16 protein-coding genes and 1 tRNA gene are annotated in these 16,388 nt (G+C 54.8%); 5 read left to right on the forward strand and 12 right to left on the reverse strand.

From position 1 onward, the window contains the following. Positions 1 to 1,302 carry an NAD(P)/FAD-dependent oxidoreductase gene (locus tag RB2501_RS05315; protein WP_015753731.1) on the reverse strand — a complete coding sequence of 434 codons (1,302 nt, stop codon included), beginning with the start codon at positions 1,300 to 1,302 and terminating at the stop codon, positions 1 to 3. 112 nt (positions 1,303 to 1,414) lie between these two features. Here RB2501_RS05315 and RB2501_RS05320 point away from each other — a divergent pair, with 112 nt between their 5' ends. Next, a complete protein-coding gene (locus RB2501_RS05320; protein ID WP_041327003.1) occupies positions 1,415 to 2,416 on the forward strand; it encodes a glycoside hydrolase family 113 in 1,002 nt (333 codons plus the stop codon). Between the two features lie 130 nt (positions 2,417 to 2,546). Continuing rightward, on the forward strand, positions 2,547 to 3,527 hold the full coding sequence (locus RB2501_RS05325) for an N-acetylmuramoyl-L-alanine amidase family protein (RefSeq protein WP_238528109.1): 981 nt from the start codon (positions 2,547 to 2,549) through the stop codon (positions 3,525 to 3,527). 43 nt (positions 3,528 to 3,570) lie between these two features. On the opposite strand, the gene RB2501_RS05330 is transcribed toward RB2501_RS05325, so the two are convergent. The 6 genes from RB2501_RS05330 to RB2501_RS16205 all read right to left on the reverse strand — a co-directional run bounded on the left by RB2501_RS05330 (position 3,571) and on the right by RB2501_RS16205 (position 7,477). After that, entirely contained in the window at positions 3,571 to 4,311 is a 741-nt protein-coding gene (locus RB2501_RS05330) for a DUF547 domain-containing protein (RefSeq protein WP_015753734.1), read from the reverse strand. Positions 4,312 to 4,398: 87 nt separating this feature from the next. After that, a complete protein-coding gene (gene arsM, locus RB2501_RS05335; protein WP_015753735.1) occupies positions 4,399 to 5,364 on the reverse strand; it encodes an arsenosugar biosynthesis arsenite methyltransferase ArsM in 966 nt (321 codons plus the stop codon). A 154-nt stretch (positions 5,365 to 5,518) separates the two neighbouring features. Next, positions 5,519 to 6,334: a purine-nucleoside phosphorylase gene (locus tag RB2501_RS05340; protein WP_015753736.1), complete on the reverse strand. Its 816-nt coding sequence runs from the start codon at positions 6,332 to 6,334 to the stop codon at positions 5,519 to 5,521. Further along, positions 6,312 to 6,959, reverse strand: a complete 648-nt coding sequence (locus RB2501_RS05345) for a TIGR04282 family arsenosugar biosynthesis glycosyltransferase (protein ID WP_015753737.1) — start codon at positions 6,957 to 6,959, stop codon at positions 6,312 to 6,314. Before RB2501_RS05345 ends, RB2501_RS05340 begins: the two co-directional genes overlap by 23 nt. A 145-nt stretch (positions 6,960 to 7,104) precedes the next feature. After that, positions 7,105 to 7,236 carry a hypothetical protein gene (locus tag RB2501_RS16435; RefSeq protein ID WP_262500409.1) on the reverse strand — a complete coding sequence of 44 codons (132 nt, stop codon included), beginning with the start codon at positions 7,234 to 7,236 and terminating at the stop codon, positions 7,105 to 7,107. Between the two features lie 70 nt (positions 7,237 to 7,306). Then, positions 7,307 to 7,477: a DUF6747 family protein gene (locus tag RB2501_RS16205; RefSeq protein ID WP_015753739.1), complete on the reverse strand. Its 171-nt coding sequence runs from the start codon at positions 7,475 to 7,477 to the stop codon at positions 7,307 to 7,309. Positions 7,478 to 8,047: 570 nt separating this feature from the next. On the opposite strand from RB2501_RS16205, the gene RB2501_RS05355 reads away from it, so the two are divergent. Together RB2501_RS05355 and RB2501_RS05360 are read left to right on the forward strand one after the other, a co-directional pair. After that, on the forward strand, positions 8,048 to 8,890 hold the full coding sequence (locus RB2501_RS05355; RefSeq protein ID WP_015753741.1) for a UDP-2,3-diacylglucosamine diphosphatase: 843 nt from the start codon (positions 8,048 to 8,050) through the stop codon (positions 8,888 to 8,890). Between the two features lie 6 nt (positions 8,891 to 8,896). Next, a complete protein-coding gene (locus RB2501_RS05360; protein WP_015753742.1) occupies positions 8,897 to 9,901 on the forward strand; it encodes a glycosyltransferase family protein in 1,005 nt (334 codons plus the stop codon). Here RB2501_RS05360 and RB2501_RS05365 read toward each other — a convergent pair. From RB2501_RS05365 to RB2501_RS16480, 4 genes are all read right to left on the reverse strand, one after another. Further along, positions 9,873 to 11,228 carry an ADP-ribosylglycohydrolase family protein gene (locus tag RB2501_RS05365; RefSeq protein ID WP_148214296.1) on the reverse strand — a complete coding sequence of 452 codons (1,356 nt, stop codon included), beginning with the start codon at positions 11,226 to 11,228 and terminating at the stop codon, positions 9,873 to 9,875. The two genes, RB2501_RS05360 and RB2501_RS05365, sit on opposite strands and share 29 nt — an antisense overlap. Next, on the reverse strand, positions 11,218 to 12,195 hold the full coding sequence (locus RB2501_RS05370) for a phosphotransferase (RefSeq protein ID WP_015753744.1): 978 nt from the start codon (positions 12,193 to 12,195) through the stop codon (positions 11,218 to 11,220). Before RB2501_RS05370 ends, RB2501_RS05365 begins: the two co-directional genes overlap by 11 nt. Before the next feature lie 63 nt (positions 12,196 to 12,258). Continuing rightward, the gene (locus tag RB2501_RS16210; protein ID WP_015753745.1) at positions 12,259 to 12,429 is read right to left on the reverse strand and encodes a DUF6747 family protein; all 171 of its coding nucleotides are present in this window, start codon (positions 12,427 to 12,429) and stop codon (positions 12,259 to 12,261) included. 215 nt (positions 12,430 to 12,644) lie between these two features. Next, positions 12,645 to 15,524 carry a BspA family leucine-rich repeat surface protein gene (locus RB2501_RS16480; protein ID WP_015753746.1) on the reverse strand — a complete coding sequence of 960 codons (2,880 nt, stop codon included), beginning with the start codon at positions 15,522 to 15,524 and terminating at the stop codon, positions 12,645 to 12,647. 299 nt (positions 15,525 to 15,823) lie between these two features. Here RB2501_RS16480 and RB2501_RS05380 point away from each other — a divergent pair, with 299 nt between their 5' ends. Beyond that, positions 15,824 to 16,057, forward strand: coding sequence for a hypothetical protein (locus tag RB2501_RS05380; protein ID WP_015753747.1), 234 nt, complete (start codon positions 15,824 to 15,826; stop codon positions 16,055 to 16,057). 210 nt (positions 16,058 to 16,267) lie between these two features. On the opposite strand, the gene RB2501_RS05385 is transcribed toward RB2501_RS05380, so the two are convergent. After that, a tRNA-Phe gene (locus RB2501_RS05385) sits at positions 16,268 to 16,340 on the reverse strand. Positions 16,341 to 16,388 lie beyond the last annotated feature (48 nt).

The following is a 16,388-nucleotide window of genomic DNA, read 5'->3' on the forward strand; positions in this document are numbered from 1 at the left end:
TCAGGCATTTACAGGTTCGTGTTCTTTGAAGGCGCGGGTGATAAGCGGGTGGTAATCCCGGTGGAATTCCGGGTCAAAACAGGCTACCCGGAGGTCCCGAACCACCGCGTCAATGCTGCGTTGTTCCGTCAGCCAGGCATCGAACACCTCGTGGCGCATCCGCATTCCGAAGGTGTTCGCCCCCAGCAATTGACGGGTTTTCGAATCATAGGCCAGGGTCAGGCAAATTTTCTTTTCGGGGTGCCTCCAGTGAAAATGCAGTTCCCGGGGACCCCGGTTCTTCCCGCTCATCACCCAGCCGTAGGTCTGGTATTCAATGTCCAGGAATTTTGCGGAATTGAACCAGTGCCCGGGCTTGTATTCCCGGCGGTTGCCGCAGATGGTCTGGGCGACTGCCTCGCCCATCATCCGCCCGGTGTACCAGACCGCCTCCACAGGCCGCCGATTGCCGATAGGTTCCCGCTGTTCCGCGCAGTCCCCGATGGCATAGATATCCGCATGGTTCGTTTCCAGGAAGCGGTTTACCAGAACCCCTTTTCCGGTTTCGATGCCGCTCCCGTCCAGGAACCCGATATTCGGGGTCACCCCGGCGGTGAGGCCGACTAGGTCGCAGTCGATGGTTTCCCCTTTGTCCGTGGTAACCGCCCGTGCCCTCCCGGTGTCGTCGGCGAGGATTTCGACCAGGTTGGTCCCCAGGCGCAGGTCGATGTGGTGCTCCCGGATATGTTCGTTGATCATCGCAGATTCCCCCGCCGGCAGCACCCCGCTCCAAAAGCTGTTTTCCCGCACCAGGAAGGTCACCGGGATATCGCGGGTGCGCAGCATCTCGGCGAGCTCAATCCCGATCAGCCCCCCGCCCACGATAATGGCCCGTTTGCAGGTGCGGTTGTCCGGGGCATTGGCCTCCAGGTTGTCTAGGTCCTGTTTTGAATAGAGGCCCTGCACCCCGGGGAGGTCCTGGCCGGGCCAGCCGAATTTATTGGGTTTCGACCCCGTGGCCAGGATCAGTTTGTCGTAGCGGATGGACGCTCCTTCGCTGAGTCGGACCGTTTTGGCAGCGGGATCCACGGATTCCACCCAGGCATTGACCAGGTCAATCCGGTTCTTTTTCCAGAAGCTGTCCTCGTAGGGCTTGGTCTGCTCGTAGGTCAGGTGGCCCATATAGATGTACATCAGGGCCGTCCGGGAGAAGAAATGGTCGGTTTCGGCCGATATCACGGTTATTGAGTGGTCGGCAGCCTTGCGGATGAACCTGGCGGCCGTAATCCCTGAAATACCGTTGCCGATGATGACGATGTGCATGGGTACAGGTGTGGTTTGGGCAATTGGTCGGGTTGAAGTTACGAACTTAACAAATGCAGCTGAAGCAAGCGCCTGTTATTCCTTATCTTTAGCAGTCGGCAATTCGCAAATTATGAGGTGTATTGGATGGATATTAGGGGTGTTCCTGTTGTGCGCGTGCAGCGGGAAGCAGATTGAAAAAATCAATGGAGTTAGCTTTGTGGGCTCCCCGGAGCGTGCGAGCCAGGCCCATGTGGACGCCATCGTTTCCATAAACGCGGATTACGCCTCCGTCATGCCCTATGGGTTTATCCGGGAACCCGATACCCCGGAAATCATCTTCGATACGGACCGCCAGTGGTTTGGGGAAACCCGCATGGGGGCCAGGCAATATGTGGAATTGTTGCACGCCAACGGCATCCGGGTGATGATCAAGCCGCACCTCTGGATCTGGAGGGGGATGTTTACCGGCGATATGAAAATGGAAACCGAGGCAGACTGGCAGCGGCTCGAGGCATCCTACCGGGAATTCATCCTCAACTACGCCGATCTCGCCCGGGAAACGGGGGCCGATATGTTTTGTATCGGCACGGAACTCGAAGAATTTGTCAAGGCCCGACCGGCTTTTTGGGAAGGCCTGATCGCGGACATCCGGGAGCGCTATCGGGGGAAACTCACCTATGCCGCCAATTGGGACGAATACACGCGGACACCTTTTTGGGAAGACCTGGACTATATCGGGATCGACGCGTATTTCCCACTTTCCGAATCCCGGGACCCGGGGCTCGAGGAGATGCGCGCGGGCTGGCAGAAATGGAAAACGGAGATCCGGGAGCTCTCCCTGGAACTCGACCGCCCGGTGCTCTTCACGGAATACGGCTACCGGAGTATGGACTATACGGCCAAAAAACCCTGGTTGGTAGACCGGAATGACGAGCGCGTCAACCTGGGGGCCCAGGCGGAAGCCCAGCGGGCCCTGTTCGAGGAATTCTGGAGGGAACCCTGGTTTGCAGGCGGTTTTGTCTGGAAGTGGTTCCTCCACCATCCGGTCTCAGGCGGGCCGGGGGACAACCGTTTTACCCCCCAGAACAAGCCGGCGGAAAAAGTCCTGCGCGAGTACTACGGCCGGTTCTGACAGCGGCCCGAAACGGTTAGCCTGGAGGATGGCCCCGCCAGCCGCCGGAAAATTCCCCTTGCATTTCGGCAGCATTTTTGATAATCTTTGTAAAACGCTTTTGAGGATGAGGGGTCCGTTTCTTGGTTTTATGGCAGGTATCTCATGGCTGGTCGGGCTGCCGTCCCATGCCCAGGACACGCTGCAGGTCGTGGCCGAACCCGGCGACGGCATCTTTTCCCTTTTGCGCAAGCACGGGGCCGATCCCGCCCGGCACATCGAGGATTTTATCGCGCTGAACGAACCCCGCCTCGGCGAGGGTGCCAGCCTGTACGAAGGGACTACCTACCTGATCCCCATACCATCCCCGGAAGAGGAGGCGGCTGAAGTCCCCACGTTTGCGCGATACGATATTTTCGGGGAACAATACGCCGAGGTCCCGCCGGAGAGCTCCCGCCTGGAAGGGGCTGTATTCTACCTGGTATCCGGCCACGGCGGCCCGGACCCCGGGGCGATGACCAAGTACAACGGCAAGCTGATTTCCGAGGACGAATACGCTTATGACGTAACCCTGCGCCTGGCGCGGAAGCTCCTGGCCCACGGCGCAACGGTGCATATCATCATCCGCGACCCGGACGACGGCATCCGGGACGCCCGCGTTTTGGAAATGGATACGGACGAAGTGGCCCTCCCGGACCAGGCCATCCCGCTCAACCAGCTGGCGCGGCTGAAACAGCGCGTGGAGGCGGTGAACAACCTCTATCTCGAGAACCGCGGGAAGCACCAGCGCCTGATTGTTACCCATGTGGACAGCCGGAGCAAAGGGCAGAATATCGACGTGTTCTTCTACCACCACAACAAGAGCCGTAGCGGCAAGAAACTTGCCGAGCACATCCACAAGACCTTCCAGGAAAAATACGCGTATTACCAGCCGGGCCGGACCTATACAGGCACCTTTGAAGACCGGAGCACGCTCTACCTGGTAAAAAACACCCTGCCGGCAACCGCGTTTATCGAGATTGGCAATATCCGCAACACCCGCGACCAGCGCCGGATTCTGGACCCGGACAACCGGCAGGCTTTGGCCAACTGGATATGCGAGGGAATCCTGGCCGATTACGAGGACCGCTAGGTGGCTTCCCCGGCCCTGAGGGCAAATCGGGAAAACCGGAAAATCAGGGCCGGTTCAGGGACCAGTCGTAGGCCAGGTATCCGATTTTTGCACCTTCGGGAAGCGGTTCTTCCAGATACTGGTTCAGGTAGGCCACCAGGCTGCCGTGCGATTCCGTAAAATCCTCTTTGTACCATTTGAATATTTTTGACAGCTCGGCTTTGTCCCCGCCGATCGCATTCCGGCCGGGGTCGTTGATAAATTCCCGTGCGGCCCGGTCCAGCTGGGACTCCATCTTATCCGCCGTAAAAGCAAAGGGTTGCAATACCGGGCAGGACGTAGAGGCACAATTGATGGCAAAATGGATCCGGGGCTCCCCCATCTTCCGGAGGATGTCGTGTTCGATGTTGTTGAGGTTGTAGGCCACCCCCCCGATGTTGAGGATGTTCTGCCCCCAGGGGTTCCCGATCCGCATGATGCTCTCAATGGGGAAATGATCCAGGATGAGCCGGATGGTGGCCGCATTGTAGAGGTTGATGTAGTAGGCCAGTTTTTCCTCACGACTCCAGGCGCCGGCGGGCGGGGTTTTTTCCAGGGTACTTATGTAGCTGTCGAGAACTTCCCGGTCCCGGGCAAAACCGTTGTAGTTTACCGTGCCGTTCGGATAAACATGCTGGCCGACCAGTTTGTTCCACGCTTCGTGTCCGGGCGGGTCCGGGTATCCGGGGGCCCCGGTGGCCGGGCGGCCGGAAACAAAAGTTATGGCCAGGGCCAGGATGGGCAGGAACAGGAGTACGCGTTTCATTTTATTGCGGGTTTAATTTATCTACGCAAGAGTGGCGCCAAAGGTTCAGTGGGGCCGGGTCTTCCCAGGCGGATGCGGTCCGATGGGTCAGCAACAGCCACCGCCGGTATAGTGCCAGGTGCTATCGCTCACGTGGATTTCCGCATTTTCAAGGGCCAGTGCAGCGGCGGTTTTATCGCAAACAGCCAGCGGCTGGTTTTGCACAAGCACATGGCCCTTCCCGTCGTCGTATACTTTTTGGTTGCCATAATATATGGCGGTTTTTCCCGTAAATACGCAGGGGCCGTCTTCGGGCATGGGATCCTTGATGGCGGCCACTTCGATAGATTCGATCGGGATCAGCCGGTCTACCGGATAGTGGTTCGGGCTCAGGACCCGGTACAGTCGCCGTGCCCGAACCTCGATGGTGCCAAAGCCGGCATTCGTCAGTACGCGTATATAATCGTATACAGGGATGCTCCCACTAAGGCAGAGTGCCCGGAGGCGGTCGTCGTTGCGAAGGGTTTGGCTCAGGGGTGTATCGCAAACCGGGTCGCTCATAACCAAACGGCCTCGGGGTTTCAGCACGCGGTACATCTCGGCAACAGCTAACCGCAGATCTTCCTCTTTGAAGATATTGAACAGGCAATTCTGGGCGGCCACATCAACGGATTCGTCGGCCACCGGCAGGTTCAGGGCATCCCCTTTCACCAGTTCCACAAAGCGGGGGTCAAACCAGGAATTTTCAGCCGCTGCTACCTGGAAATTGGCGCGGGAGGCCTCCAGCATTTCATCGACCACATCCACCCCGATCACCCCGCCCGGCTGTCGGGCAAAATAGGCAAACTGGAGGAGTTCCATCCCCCCGCCGACACCCACATAGAGGATTTTGGGATTGCCCGCGAGGTCTTTGGCATTGACGGTACTCCCGCAACCGTAATTCATTTCCTGCATGATTTTCGGCACAGTCAGGCCGGGGAGTTGCCAGATGGGGTTTGTTGTGCAGCACAGGCCCACATCCGGGGTCAGGGCAGCTTCACGGTACAATTCGTTGGTCGCTTTCAAATAGCTCATAGGAAGGGGGTTTGCCGACTGCGGAAAAGCAGGTGTGCATATCCGAACCGGGTTTCGTATTTCTGTCTTGGTAGCAATCCCCGGTATTTCCTTACAAGGGCTCGATGCTATTCTGTGCCTGGCGTACAAAAAAGATGCTATCCGTCCCCGCCGTTTAAATTTCCCGGATCAGTTCTTTCATGATCCGTACCAGGCCGGGTTCGGCCCGGGCGGCAACGGCCAGGATCTCCGTAACATTAACGGGCTCCAGGTTGTCCGGGTCTCCCAAATCGGTGATCACGGAAATGGCGGCTACCGGCAGTTTCAGGTGGTTGGCCACAATGACCTCGGGCACGGTGCTCATCCCCACGGCATCTGCCCCCAGGCGGCCCAGCATGCGGTATTCGGCCCGCGTTTCGAGCTGGGGCCCGAAAACGGCGGCATACACCCCTTCCCGCAAGACGCAATCAGTACCTTTGGCAATCTCCCGGATCCGACCCTGCATCTCCCGGTCGTATGGGCAGCTCATATCGACAAACCGCTCCCCGAAATCCGCGACGTTTTTAAAGGCCAGGGGGGAACCTCCCTGCAGGTTGATATGGTCGGTGATCAGCATCAAGTCGCCCTTCTGGAAATCCAGGTTGACGGCCCCTGCCGCATTTGAGATCAGGAGTTTGCGGATACCCAGCCGCTCCATGACCCGGATCGGGTAGGTGATGTCGAAAAAGTCATAGCCCTCGTACAGGTGGAACCGCCCCTGCATCACCACCACCTTTTTTCCGTGGATGGTTCCGCAAAACAGTTTCCCGCTGTGAAACTCCACCGTGGCGAGCGGGAAATTCGGGATGTTGTGGTAATGGGCAACGCGGGAGTCTTCCAGTTCATCGGCCATCCGGCCAAGGCCGCTGCCGAGCACAATGCCGATTTCCGGGTTGTCGAAGCCCCGGTCCTTCAGGTAGGCTACGGATTTATCGAGTTGTTTTTCCGTCATTGGTAGCGTGATCTTTTAAAAAGGGTTCAAAGGCGGGGATGCCGGCAATGTCTTCGTAGTAATCCACATCGTTTCGGAAATCGAGCAGGTGCGGCCGGATTTTCCCAAGGGCATCCATCGTGTTGGGCAATACGGTGTCCGTCCCCCAGGCCATACCGCGGAAGAGTTGGGGCATCGGCCCGGTCAGGCCCATCAGATAGTAGCCGCCGTCCGTGGCAGGCCCGATGACCACGGGAGCATCCTGCAGCGCGTCAAAGGCGCGTGAGAGGTCGCCGGTGCCCAGGTCGTACAGGTCGCTGCCAATGAGTACCACCCGTTGGTACCCGGCGTCAAATGCGGTGCGGAAGGCGTGTTCCATACGCGCGCCCAGGTCCGGGCCCTCCTGGAGCCGGGGTTTAAAAACCGCGGGGTCCCAGAGTTTGCCGTCGCCCAGGTATTCACTGTAATAGACGAATTTATCGGTGTCCGGCAGGCCGGTGCACACGGCGGCCGTATGCCGGAGGAGGAAGGTATAGATACGCAATGCGGCGTCGTCCCCGACCGTTGCAGCCAGTCGGGTCTTACATTTGCCCCGTTCGGGGTTGCGGGTAAATACAAGCAGCGCCTGTTCGGAGTTTCGGGACACCAGCCATTCGATTTTTTACTGCTTCCCTACGGGGGAGCAGTTATTTTAAGCGAATCAAATATACTGGTTATTCTTTGGGAAAATGAAGTCTTCCCGGTTGAATTCTTCCCGAAAAGGACCACCTTCGCCGGGGGTCCGGGTTGCCTTATTCCGGCATCCAGCGGTAGGCGTAGGCCATCATCGCAAGGATGTAGAGCCAGAAGAGGATCGGCGTGCGGTTTCGGTAGAGGAACGTCCCAAACCGGAACAATTTCCCCAGGTACAAATTGTGTTTCATAATCATATAGTGTTCCCGTAAAAGCATTATGGAAATCCCGGCAGGTGTTCAGGCTGCGGGTCCCGGTAACCTAGTCAAAGGGGAATCCCGTCCAGAGGCGGAATAAAAAGGCATATAGGACCACGAGGAACATGGCGAAACTGAACCAGGCAAAAATCCGGAAATAATTGCGCACGATCATGTTTCCGAGGTTCTTAAAAGCTTCCAGGTATATTTCTTTCAGGAGTAAAACTGTTTTCATAAAATAGGCTATTACGGATTAAAATTTGGTTGAGACAAAGCTTAAAAGTTTTCAGCGGAATTCCCGGCATTCTGGATTTTCGACGGATTTCTCTCGATTAATTGCAGGGAAGTTGTAATTCAACGGGAATTGCCGCAGTTGGCCGGTGCCCTGTCAATGCCCCCTGCTTCGGCCTTTGGAGGATTTCATCGGTGAAATGCAGGATCGCAGCCGGAAAGTGGGATTCTCCGTAAACCATCCGGGCGGACAGAAATTCGGACAAAAATTCGGATAGAATAACGGGCAGAAAAAAACCGATGCCTCCCGGCACCGGTTTAACCAAACTAACTCAATTCTGGCTTAGCAATTGAATGAGACCCAAATATCCCGGTTTTTTGATTGAGGCGTATTACGGGGGCGTGAAACTTAGGTTGTGGAATTGTAAAGGGTTGGGAGGAATTCCCGGGGAATTGCCAACGGATCAGGCGCGCTGGTTTCAAAACCTTAAAGGACCCGAAACTTTTTAATAATCCCTTATTGACATCCTGTTTATGTTAAATTGGGAATATTGAAGTTATCCAAATATGTTCTATGGCTAAAAGAGACGTCGAGCTCGTCGTCATTTCCGATGTACACCTGGGGACGTACGGGTGCCACGCAACCGAGCTGCTCGCCTACATGAAATCCATCCGCCCGTCCCGGGTGATCCTCAATGGGGATATCATCGATATCTGGCAATTCTCCAAGCGGTACTGGCCCCCGGCTCACATGAAGGTAATCCGGCAACTCGTGGACTGGGTTTCCAGGGGGGTTGAGGTGTATTACGTAACGGGTAACCACGACGAGATGCTTCGAAAATTTGCCGGGTCGTCCCTGGGGAACTTCCGGGTAGTCAATAAGGTGGTGCTGGAGTTGGACGGCAGGCGCGCCTGGTTTTTCCACGGGGATGTATTCGATATTACCATGCAACACTCCAAGTGGCTCGCTCGGTTGGGGGCCATTGGGTATGACGCCTTGATCCTGTTGAACCGCGGGGTGAATTATGTGAGCCTGAATATGGGCTACGGAAAACTCTCCATGTCCAAACGAATCAAGAACAGCGTCAAGTCGGCCATTAAATTCATCGATAATTTTGAGCTTACTGCAGCCGAAATCGCCGTAGAGAACGCGTATGACTATGTGGTATGCGGGCATATCCACCAACCGGTTATCCGGCGGATCGAGGCGTCGGAAGGTTCGGTGGTTTACCTGAATTCGGGGGATTGGGTTGAGAACCTGAGCTGCCTGGAATACGACCAGGGTGCCTGGAGGATCTACCGGTACGAAGATGACGTGCGGATGCAGGAACGCGCCCGGGAGGGTTCCGATGCCCCTGCGGCCTTTGAACACCCTCAAACCCATGCCGAACTCCTTCGGGAACTCATGGCAGAATAAGTATTGATGCGCATCCTTTACGCCATACAGGGAACCGGAAATGGCCATTTGAGCCGGGCCCGGGCCATTGTTCCGGAATTGCTGCGCCAGGGGGTATCCCTGGATTTGCTCGTGAGCGGGACCCAGGCAGACATCCCGCTTCCGTACCCGGTTAAATTCCGTTTCCGCGGCCTGAGTTTTATTTTCGGGAAACAGGGTGGAGTGGATTTTTGGCGGACCTACCTCAAGGCCAATTCCATGCGGCTTCAACGGGAAATCCGCCAGTTGCCGGTAGCGGACTACGACCTGGTCCTCAATGACTTTGAGCCGGTATCGGCCTGGGCCTGCAAGCTTCGGGGGGTTCCCTGCTGGGGGGTCAGCCACCAGGCAGCCGTCCTTTCGGCTGCGGCTCCCCAGCCGGAAAAGCCAGACCGCATCGGACGTTTCGTCCTTTCCCGGTATGCACCGGTATCCCGGCAGTTCGGTTTCCATTTCAAGGCCTATGAACCGGATATGTATACCCCGGTCATCCGCAACGGCATCCGCCATGCAACGCTTTCGGATTCCGGCCATTACACGGTTTACCTCCCTGCCTATTCAGACAGCCGGATTCTCCGCGTTCTTTCCGAGATTCCCTCGGTTAGCTGGCAGGTATTTTCCAAACACAGTCACCACGCCTACCGTTTCGGAAACGTTTCGATTCAGCCTGTGTCCAACCAGGCCTTTTTGGAGAGTATTACCTCCTGCCGGGGAGTCTTGAGCGCCGCCGGGTTCGAAACCCCGTCCGAAGCCCTTTTTATGGGAAAAAAACTCTGTGTCATCCCCATGCGGGCGCAGTTGGAACAGCAATGCAATGCCGCTGCCCTGAAAGCCATGGGTGTACCGGTACTCGCCGGCCTGTCGGCCAGGGAACTGCCCCGGTTGCAGGCCTGGGTGATGTCGGACAAACGGCTCCGGATGGATTACCCGGACCAGACCCGGGAACTGGTCCATCGCATCCTGGCTACCCGGACGGCCCCGGTTTGGGCGTAGCGGGGCGCCACCCGGCATCGAGCCCGCAGATTTCCCGCGCCATCGCCTCCAGGTCCATACCCAGTTGATCCCGGCTAAACCGCAGCACGAGTTGGCGTTCCCGCTCCGGCAGCGCTTCAAACCCCAGCTGGGCCCCGAGGATCATCCCTGCAACGGCGGCAACCGTGTCGTTATCCCTGCCGTAGTTGACAATAAACTGCATGGTTTTCATAAAGTCGCCCTGGCCGAATTCCAGGCTGGCGATCAGGATCTGCCAGATTTCCCCGGCGTGGAAGGCGTGGGCCTTCTGGTCGCGTTCTAGGTTGGAATAGATAAATTCCTGCTGCCGCCAGCCCTCCGGGCCCTCCGGATAGCCCGTGGGCACGAGTCTCAGGAGGGAATCCCTGGAAAAGTCTTTCGGCAGGGGCCGCAGCAACCGCGCCCGCTTGACGTAGTTCCGAGCGGAAAGAGCCAGTGTCAGGGAAATCCGCCCCACGAGCCGGCTGTCCTCAAAGCGATACGGGTCAATGAATACCGCGGTGTTTAGCAGGGAATCCGTCTGGCTGGTATTCATCGCCATCCGGGTCATGGCCGCTACCAGGGCCGAGATGTCCCGGGCGTATCCCAGATCGAACAGGGCGTGGTCATAAGCCAGACGGTAGGCAGCTTCCGGGTTTTCCGCCACCAGGCCCAGGGCCGGGGTATAGAGCATGCCGGCGCAGGTCAGGTCGCCCCCGTAAAACCGGTCGCGGGCCAGGTTGTAGGAATCCGGTCCCGCCTGGTAGGCCTGGGCAACGCGGGCCCATTCCCGGATCCAGTCCACGCGTTCCAGGGTGCTGTCGATGGCATCCGTGGACTCCAGCAGGGATTCATCCCCCAGATCCGATACCGCGGCTTCGTAATAATCCGTGAGCATGCGGGCAAATGCCCGGGGGGCCAGTTCGTTGCGGTTTTCCCCGATGTAGCCTGCCATCAGGGCTTTCCACCGGGTGTCGTCCGTGGTGGCCCCTGCCTGGAGGTTGTGGTCCCAGGTCCCTTCGGGCGACTGGGGGCGGATGGCCGGGGTAATCCCCTGTACATAGCCATAGGTCTTTCGGATATCCTCCCGGTGCCACATCTCGGTGGAGGCCCCCATGGCATCGCCAATGGCCGACCCCGCCAGGGCGCCGAGCACCTTGTCGTAATATCCCAGGGAATCCGGCAGGCCTATCGTACTCCCATAGGAAGATTTGATTGGGGACGGGATATCCGTCTCGCGGGAAGGCTCCGTTTTGCAGGCGGCCAGTGCCAGCAGGGCCGTGAGCGTGTATAAGGCCAACCGGGGAGTAGTGCAGGTTTTAGTTTCCATAGAGTACGAGTTTGCGGGCCGTCTCCAGAAGGTTGCGTTTTTCGTCCAGGGAACGTTCCAGGGGAAGCTGGGCCAGGCCGATCAGCCTGCGCAGGATTTCCGTGCCGGCTACCCGCCCCGTGAGCTGGGGGTCAGCGGGGTTCGGATACAAGTCCAGCACCCGGCGCCATGCGTCCGGATCATTGGTGGCCATCACCAGATGGGCTGCCATCACTCCCAGGTCGAATTCGGGGAAGCCCGCAAAGCTGAATTCCGGGTCGATGATGTACGCCTTGCCATCAGCCTGCAGCCAACTGCCGGGGTAGTAGTCGCCGTGGAGCAGCGTGTCGCCCTCGCTGAGGTAGCGCTCGCCGAGTTCAGTAATGTTGCGAATCAGCGCCTGGTCGTTTAGGTAAGGGGCCGCCAGGGCGGCGAGGCCGGGCTGAACGTCGTCCAGGGAAAAGCCGTTATCCTCCCGGAAGGGCAGGACAAAGATATGCTGGTGGTTGAGTTGGCGGAGTTCCAGGTTGTCCGGGTAGTCCGCAGGGAGCGTACAGGCGTGGATCCGGGCCAGGGCTCCGGCCAGGGCCTGCAACGTTTCCGCGTCGGGTTGCCGGGTCCGGTAGAGGAAGGTCATGTCTTCCGCCTTGCCCAGGTCTTCCATCAACAGGAGGTGGGACGGCTCGTGAAAGCCGTATATGGCCGGCAGGTGGTCTTGGATGCCCGCCCCCTGCACTTCCCGGTAAAAGCGGTATTCCGTCCGGATCCGCCCTAAGGGGGCCGGGATGTCCGGGTATTTTTGCACATACGGACGGGACTGCTTTAATATCAGGGACCGGCCGGTGGTGGCAAGCCGCAGGACCACGTTCATATTGCCTTCCCCGGCCCGGGAAACTTCACGGACCGACTCCCCGTCTTCCAGCCAGCCCAGGCCGGACAGGAAGGCGGAGATCTCCTGGGGTTCGGAGTGGATATCGAATGCTTTCAAGGGTGTTGAATTTCCCCGAAAGATAGGAAGAATCCGGCTCCTTCCGGCAGGTGTTTCTGCAGGTTAGTCAAAGGCGAATCCGGTGGCCAGCCTGAAGATAAAGGCGTAAAGCACTACAAAGAACATCGCCAGGCTGAACCAGGCAAACAGCTTCAGGTAGTTGCGTACGATATAGTTTCCCAGGTTGCGGAAGGCTTCCTGGTAGATTTCGCGGATAAGAGATACAGTTTCCATAACGATAGTATTTGAGGGTTTTGATTAGGAAACAATCCAGAGCCGGGCCAAACCTGCCGGGAGGGCGGAATTTTCGATGAAGTGTAGGGGAAATGGGGTGAGAGGGGGGTTTTGGGTGATAAGATGTATTTATATTCGGAAGAATTCAACTTTAATTCAATTTGCATCAAATGGCATTTATCAAAAAGGAAGAAATAAAAGAAAATAGCTAAATGTTAATATCCGGGGTCAGCATTTATATCACCACAATTTACCAGATTTGGTTTTGCTTGATTCCATGATGGGGTATTTGCACTAAATCCAGTACAATTAGTGACCTCCATAACATCCCAACTACTTAAATCTTGATTAAATACTACCGCATTGGCAAACATAGATTGCATGTCTTTGACTTTTGAAACATTCCAACTTGATATATTTTGATCAAAGTTTGAGACATTTTGCCCTGTTGAAATATTATCAAAACCTTGAAACATACCAGCCATACTTGTCACTTGAGAAACATCCCAGTTTGAAATATTCTGGTTGAAAGTACTTGCATAAAACATTCCAGACATATCGGTTACTTTACTAACATTCCATGATGAAATGTCTTGATTAAAATCACTTGCTGAGAACATATTGGACATATCCGTGACGTTGCTTACGTCCCAATTAGAAATGTCCTGATTAAATGGGTTTCGAACCCAGTCGCTACCTCCTATACCACCTGTGTTTCGACTCCCACCAGAAAACATTCCAGACATGTTCGAAACATTGCTGACATCCAGATAAGAAATATTTTGATTGAAATTAGATGCGTGGAACATGTAGGATAAATCAGTTATATTACTTAAATCCCATTGATCAAAGTTTGGAATATTTGAAATTGTTGTGCCATCAAACATATGGGCTAAGCTGCTAATATTGTTTAAGTTGGGTACATCACTAGCCGTTAAGGAAACACGGGGAAAATTGAGGGCTCGCTCCAAGTTTTCCCATTCAATATCTCCCCACTGCTTTATGATATATCCCCCACGATGGGTCAACCCATAAGAAGAAGGTGCGTGGTAATAAAGTCTAGGAAAATCCCCAGTAATTTTTACGTCACGATATTCACCAGGCTCATAAGAATGGCTAATATCCCCTGTTACATTTGTATCTACATGTCCGTCACCCCAATCGACTTTATAATTATAGCTATAATTGGGATCGGTTGGTATTGTAAAAGTATAACCATCTTCATCAGGGCAACAACCCCATACGCCCTCAGGGTCATAATACTGAGGGGAAATTATAAACGGCCTTTGATCCGACCCAACCTCTTCTAAAGTTTTTGTAGAATATTCCGGTGAGAATTCTGTGTTTCCATACTGATCTTCGACATAGATTTGCCAGTAATAGGTGGTGTTAGGATTTAATGGAAATGGGTTGTTTCCTCCGACGGTTTGAATATGCCGGGTGAGGAAGCTGTTTTCAATATTGGTTGATCCTACATAGACCCCGGAGGCTGTCCCAAACCGGATGTATCCTTTGCTTCCTTCATTGAGTCTCCAGTCAACAGTGAAGGATGTTTCGGTAATATTGGTTACCTCGATGGAGGTGATACTGGGCGGGTCATTATCATTTTGGCTAGCCGAGCAGCCATATGCATCAATTGTTGATCCGGGGGCGGTATCTGGACATTGGTCCTGGCTGTTGGGGACGCCATCACCATCATCGTCGATCTGACTTTCTGAGCACCCCTCGGAATTTACTGTTTCCCCAGTTGGTGTTCCGGGGCATTGATCCAGGTCATTGCTAACGCCATCATTGTCTGAGTCCTTTTGACTCTCCGAACAGCCGTTGGCATCCACGGACTCTCCGGCGGGTGTGCCGGAACAATTATCCCGATCATCGGTTACGCCATCGGCATCAGAGTCTTTTTGGCTGTCCGAACATCCATTGGCATCAACTGATTCTCCGTTAGGGGTATTCGGGCAATCATCGTTATTGTCGTTAACCCCATCATTATCACTATCTTTCTGGGAGTCGGCGCATCCATTGGCGTCCACTGTAGCTCCGTTGGGGGTATTGGGGCATAGGTCATCCTGATCCTGAACTCCATCACCGTCGGAATCTTTCTGACTATCGGAACAGCCATTCTCGTCTACACTTTCCCCTTCCGGTGTTCCCGGGCACTGATCCAGGTCATTGGTAATCCCGTCACCATCTCCATCGGTTTCAGATTCTGAGCAACCAAACTCGTCGACTTCTTCACCTGCAGGTGTATCGGCACATTGATCCTGATCATCGGTAACTCCGTCTCCGTCGGTATCTTTTTGACTGGAAGCACACCCATTTTCATCCACATTGGCTCCTGCCGGTGTATCGGAGCATTGATCAAGCTCGTCAATTACCCCATCCGCATCAGAATCGAGCTGGGATGAAGAACACCCAGTTTCATCAACGGTTTCACCATCAGGGGTACCCGGACATTGGTCCAGGCTATTCACCACTCCATCTCCATCAGCATCTTTCTGGCTCTCAGAACAGCCATTGCCGTCCACTGTTTCACCTTCCGGTGTATCGGGGCATTGGTCTAGGCTATTAACAATTCCGTCCCCGTCGTCATCTTTCTGGGACTCAGAACAACCATTCTCATCAGCATTTTCGCTCTCGGGAGTGTCCGGACAAAGATCATCGGCATCACTAACACCATCACCATCGGAATCGACTTGGGATGAGGAACATCCTTTATCATCTACCTGTTCACCTTGTGGGGTATTAGGGCATTCGTCCCGGTCATTGGGGACACCGTCACCGTCCAGGTCGATTAGAACAAATTCTGCAATGAGGTCCACATCAGCTGTAATCCTGAAATTAAGTGGGTTGGAGTTGCCGGTTATATCACCGCTCCATTTGCTGAAACTATACCCTTCGGCAGGGATTGCCGAGATTGAGAGCTGTTCGTCCTCATCGAAAGTCCCGCCGGATGGATTGACCGAGCCAGCACCCTTGGGGGTAATGCTAATGGAGAGTGAATATTTTACAGGATCTTCTTCTTTGGTGCAGCCCAGGTATAAACCAGAAGCTATCACCAAAAGAAAAATGGGCAGGCGTATTTGCTTTCTCATACAAGTTTGGTCGAAAGCAGGAGAAATCCAAGCGAGATACCGCGGAAGAATTAGGGGATCGGAAAGATAGAAAACCTCCCAGAGGAAAGAATAAGGGAATCCGTAAACGGATCGAAATAATATATGAATGGTATAACTTGAATGAAAACCTCAAAGTACTCCGGGAGATACCTCAGTGCGTTCGGTGTTCCTTTGGCCCCCTGCCTGAAGTGCGAAATGGGGTGAGAGGGGGAGGATTTAACGATGACTTAATGATTTTGTGTTTATAACAAGTTAGTTTCAGGGAAAATTATATTGGTATGAAAATCATCACTTACACGCTCGGCTTTTTTGTTCTCAGCCTGGCTGCTATATGCGACCCGAACGAATATGAACGATGCGATTGTACCGTTCAATCTTTTGTGGCTGACCCTGAAGATCCGGATAATTATCTGCTCGATAGAGAGGTTCGCAAGGAGCGGATTTGCATTGAATCCCGGGATACGGTTTATCTCTCGCCTACCGAAAAGGAGGTTACTTTTGATTGCAGATAGGGGATTTGGGGTTTCTGGTTGAAGTGGGGGAAGGAGATACCTCGCTGTCGCTCGGTGTTCCTGACCGGTCCCCCGCCTGAAAATGCCAAAACCCTCCGCTGGCGTGCCAGCGGGTGTTTTTTGATTCCCGATCCCTTATGAAAGCAAGCTTTCAACGGTCTCAGGAAACAAAAAACCCACTCCTTTCGGAGCGGGTTTTGGCGCTTTAAGTGGTACCTCCAGGAATCGAACCAGGGACACACGGATTTTCAGTCCGTTGCTCTACCAACTGAGCTAAGGTACCTCATTTGAGCTGGCCTTTTTTTGGGGTCGCGGAGGACCCTGTAAAGGC

The sequence above is a fragment of the Robiginitalea biformata HTCC2501 genome, assembly GCF_000024125.1.
In the GTDB taxonomy this organism is placed as follows: Bacteria; Bacteroidota; Bacteroidia; order Flavobacteriales; family Flavobacteriaceae; genus Robiginitalea; species Robiginitalea biformata.

Coding starts and splice junctions, on each gene's coding strand:
- RB2501_RS05315 (WP_015753731.1), bottom strand. CDS start 1,302: ATGCACATCGTCATCATCGGCAACGGTATTTCAGGGATTACGGCCGCC.
- RB2501_RS05320 (WP_041327003.1), top strand. CDS start 1,415: ATGAGGTGTATTGGATGGATATTAGGGGTGTTCCTGTTGTGCGCGTGC.
- RB2501_RS05325 (WP_238528109.1), top strand. CDS start 2,547: ATGGCAGGTATCTCATGGCTGGTCGGGCTGCCGTCCCATGCCCAGGAC.
- RB2501_RS05330 (WP_015753734.1), bottom strand. CDS start 4,311: ATGAAACGCGTACTCCTGTTCCTGCCCATCCTGGCCCTGGCCATAACT.
- arsM (WP_015753735.1), bottom strand. CDS start 5,364: ATGAGCTATTTGAAAGCGACCAACGAATTGTACCGTGAAGCTGCCCTG.
- RB2501_RS05340 (WP_015753736.1), bottom strand. CDS start 6,334: ATGACGGAAAAACAACTCGATAAATCCGTAGCCTACCTGAAGGACCGG.
- RB2501_RS16435 (WP_262500409.1), bottom strand. CDS start 7,236: ATGAAACACAATTTGTACCTGGGGAAATTGTTCCGGTTTGGGACGTTC.
- RB2501_RS16205 (WP_015753739.1), bottom strand. CDS start 7,477: ATGAAAACAGTTTTACTCCTGAAAGAAATATACCTGGAAGCTTTTAAG.
- RB2501_RS05355 (WP_015753741.1), top strand. CDS start 8,048: ATGGCTAAAAGAGACGTCGAGCTCGTCGTCATTTCCGATGTACACCTG.
- RB2501_RS05360 (WP_015753742.1), top strand. CDS start 8,897: ATGCGCATCCTTTACGCCATACAGGGAACCGGAAATGGCCATTTGAGC.
- RB2501_RS05365 (WP_148214296.1), bottom strand. CDS start 11,228: ATGGAAACTAAAACCTGCACTACTCCCCGGTTGGCCTTATACACGCTC.
- RB2501_RS16210 (WP_015753745.1), bottom strand. CDS start 12,429: ATGGAAACTGTATCTCTTATCCGCGAAATCTACCAGGAAGCCTTCCGC.
- RB2501_RS16480 (WP_015753746.1), bottom strand. CDS start 15,524: ATGAGAAAGCAAATACGCCTGCCCATTTTTCTTTTGGTGATAGCTTCT.
- RB2501_RS05380 (WP_015753747.1), top strand. CDS start 15,824: ATGAAAATCATCACTTACACGCTCGGCTTTTTTGTTCTCAGCCTGGCT.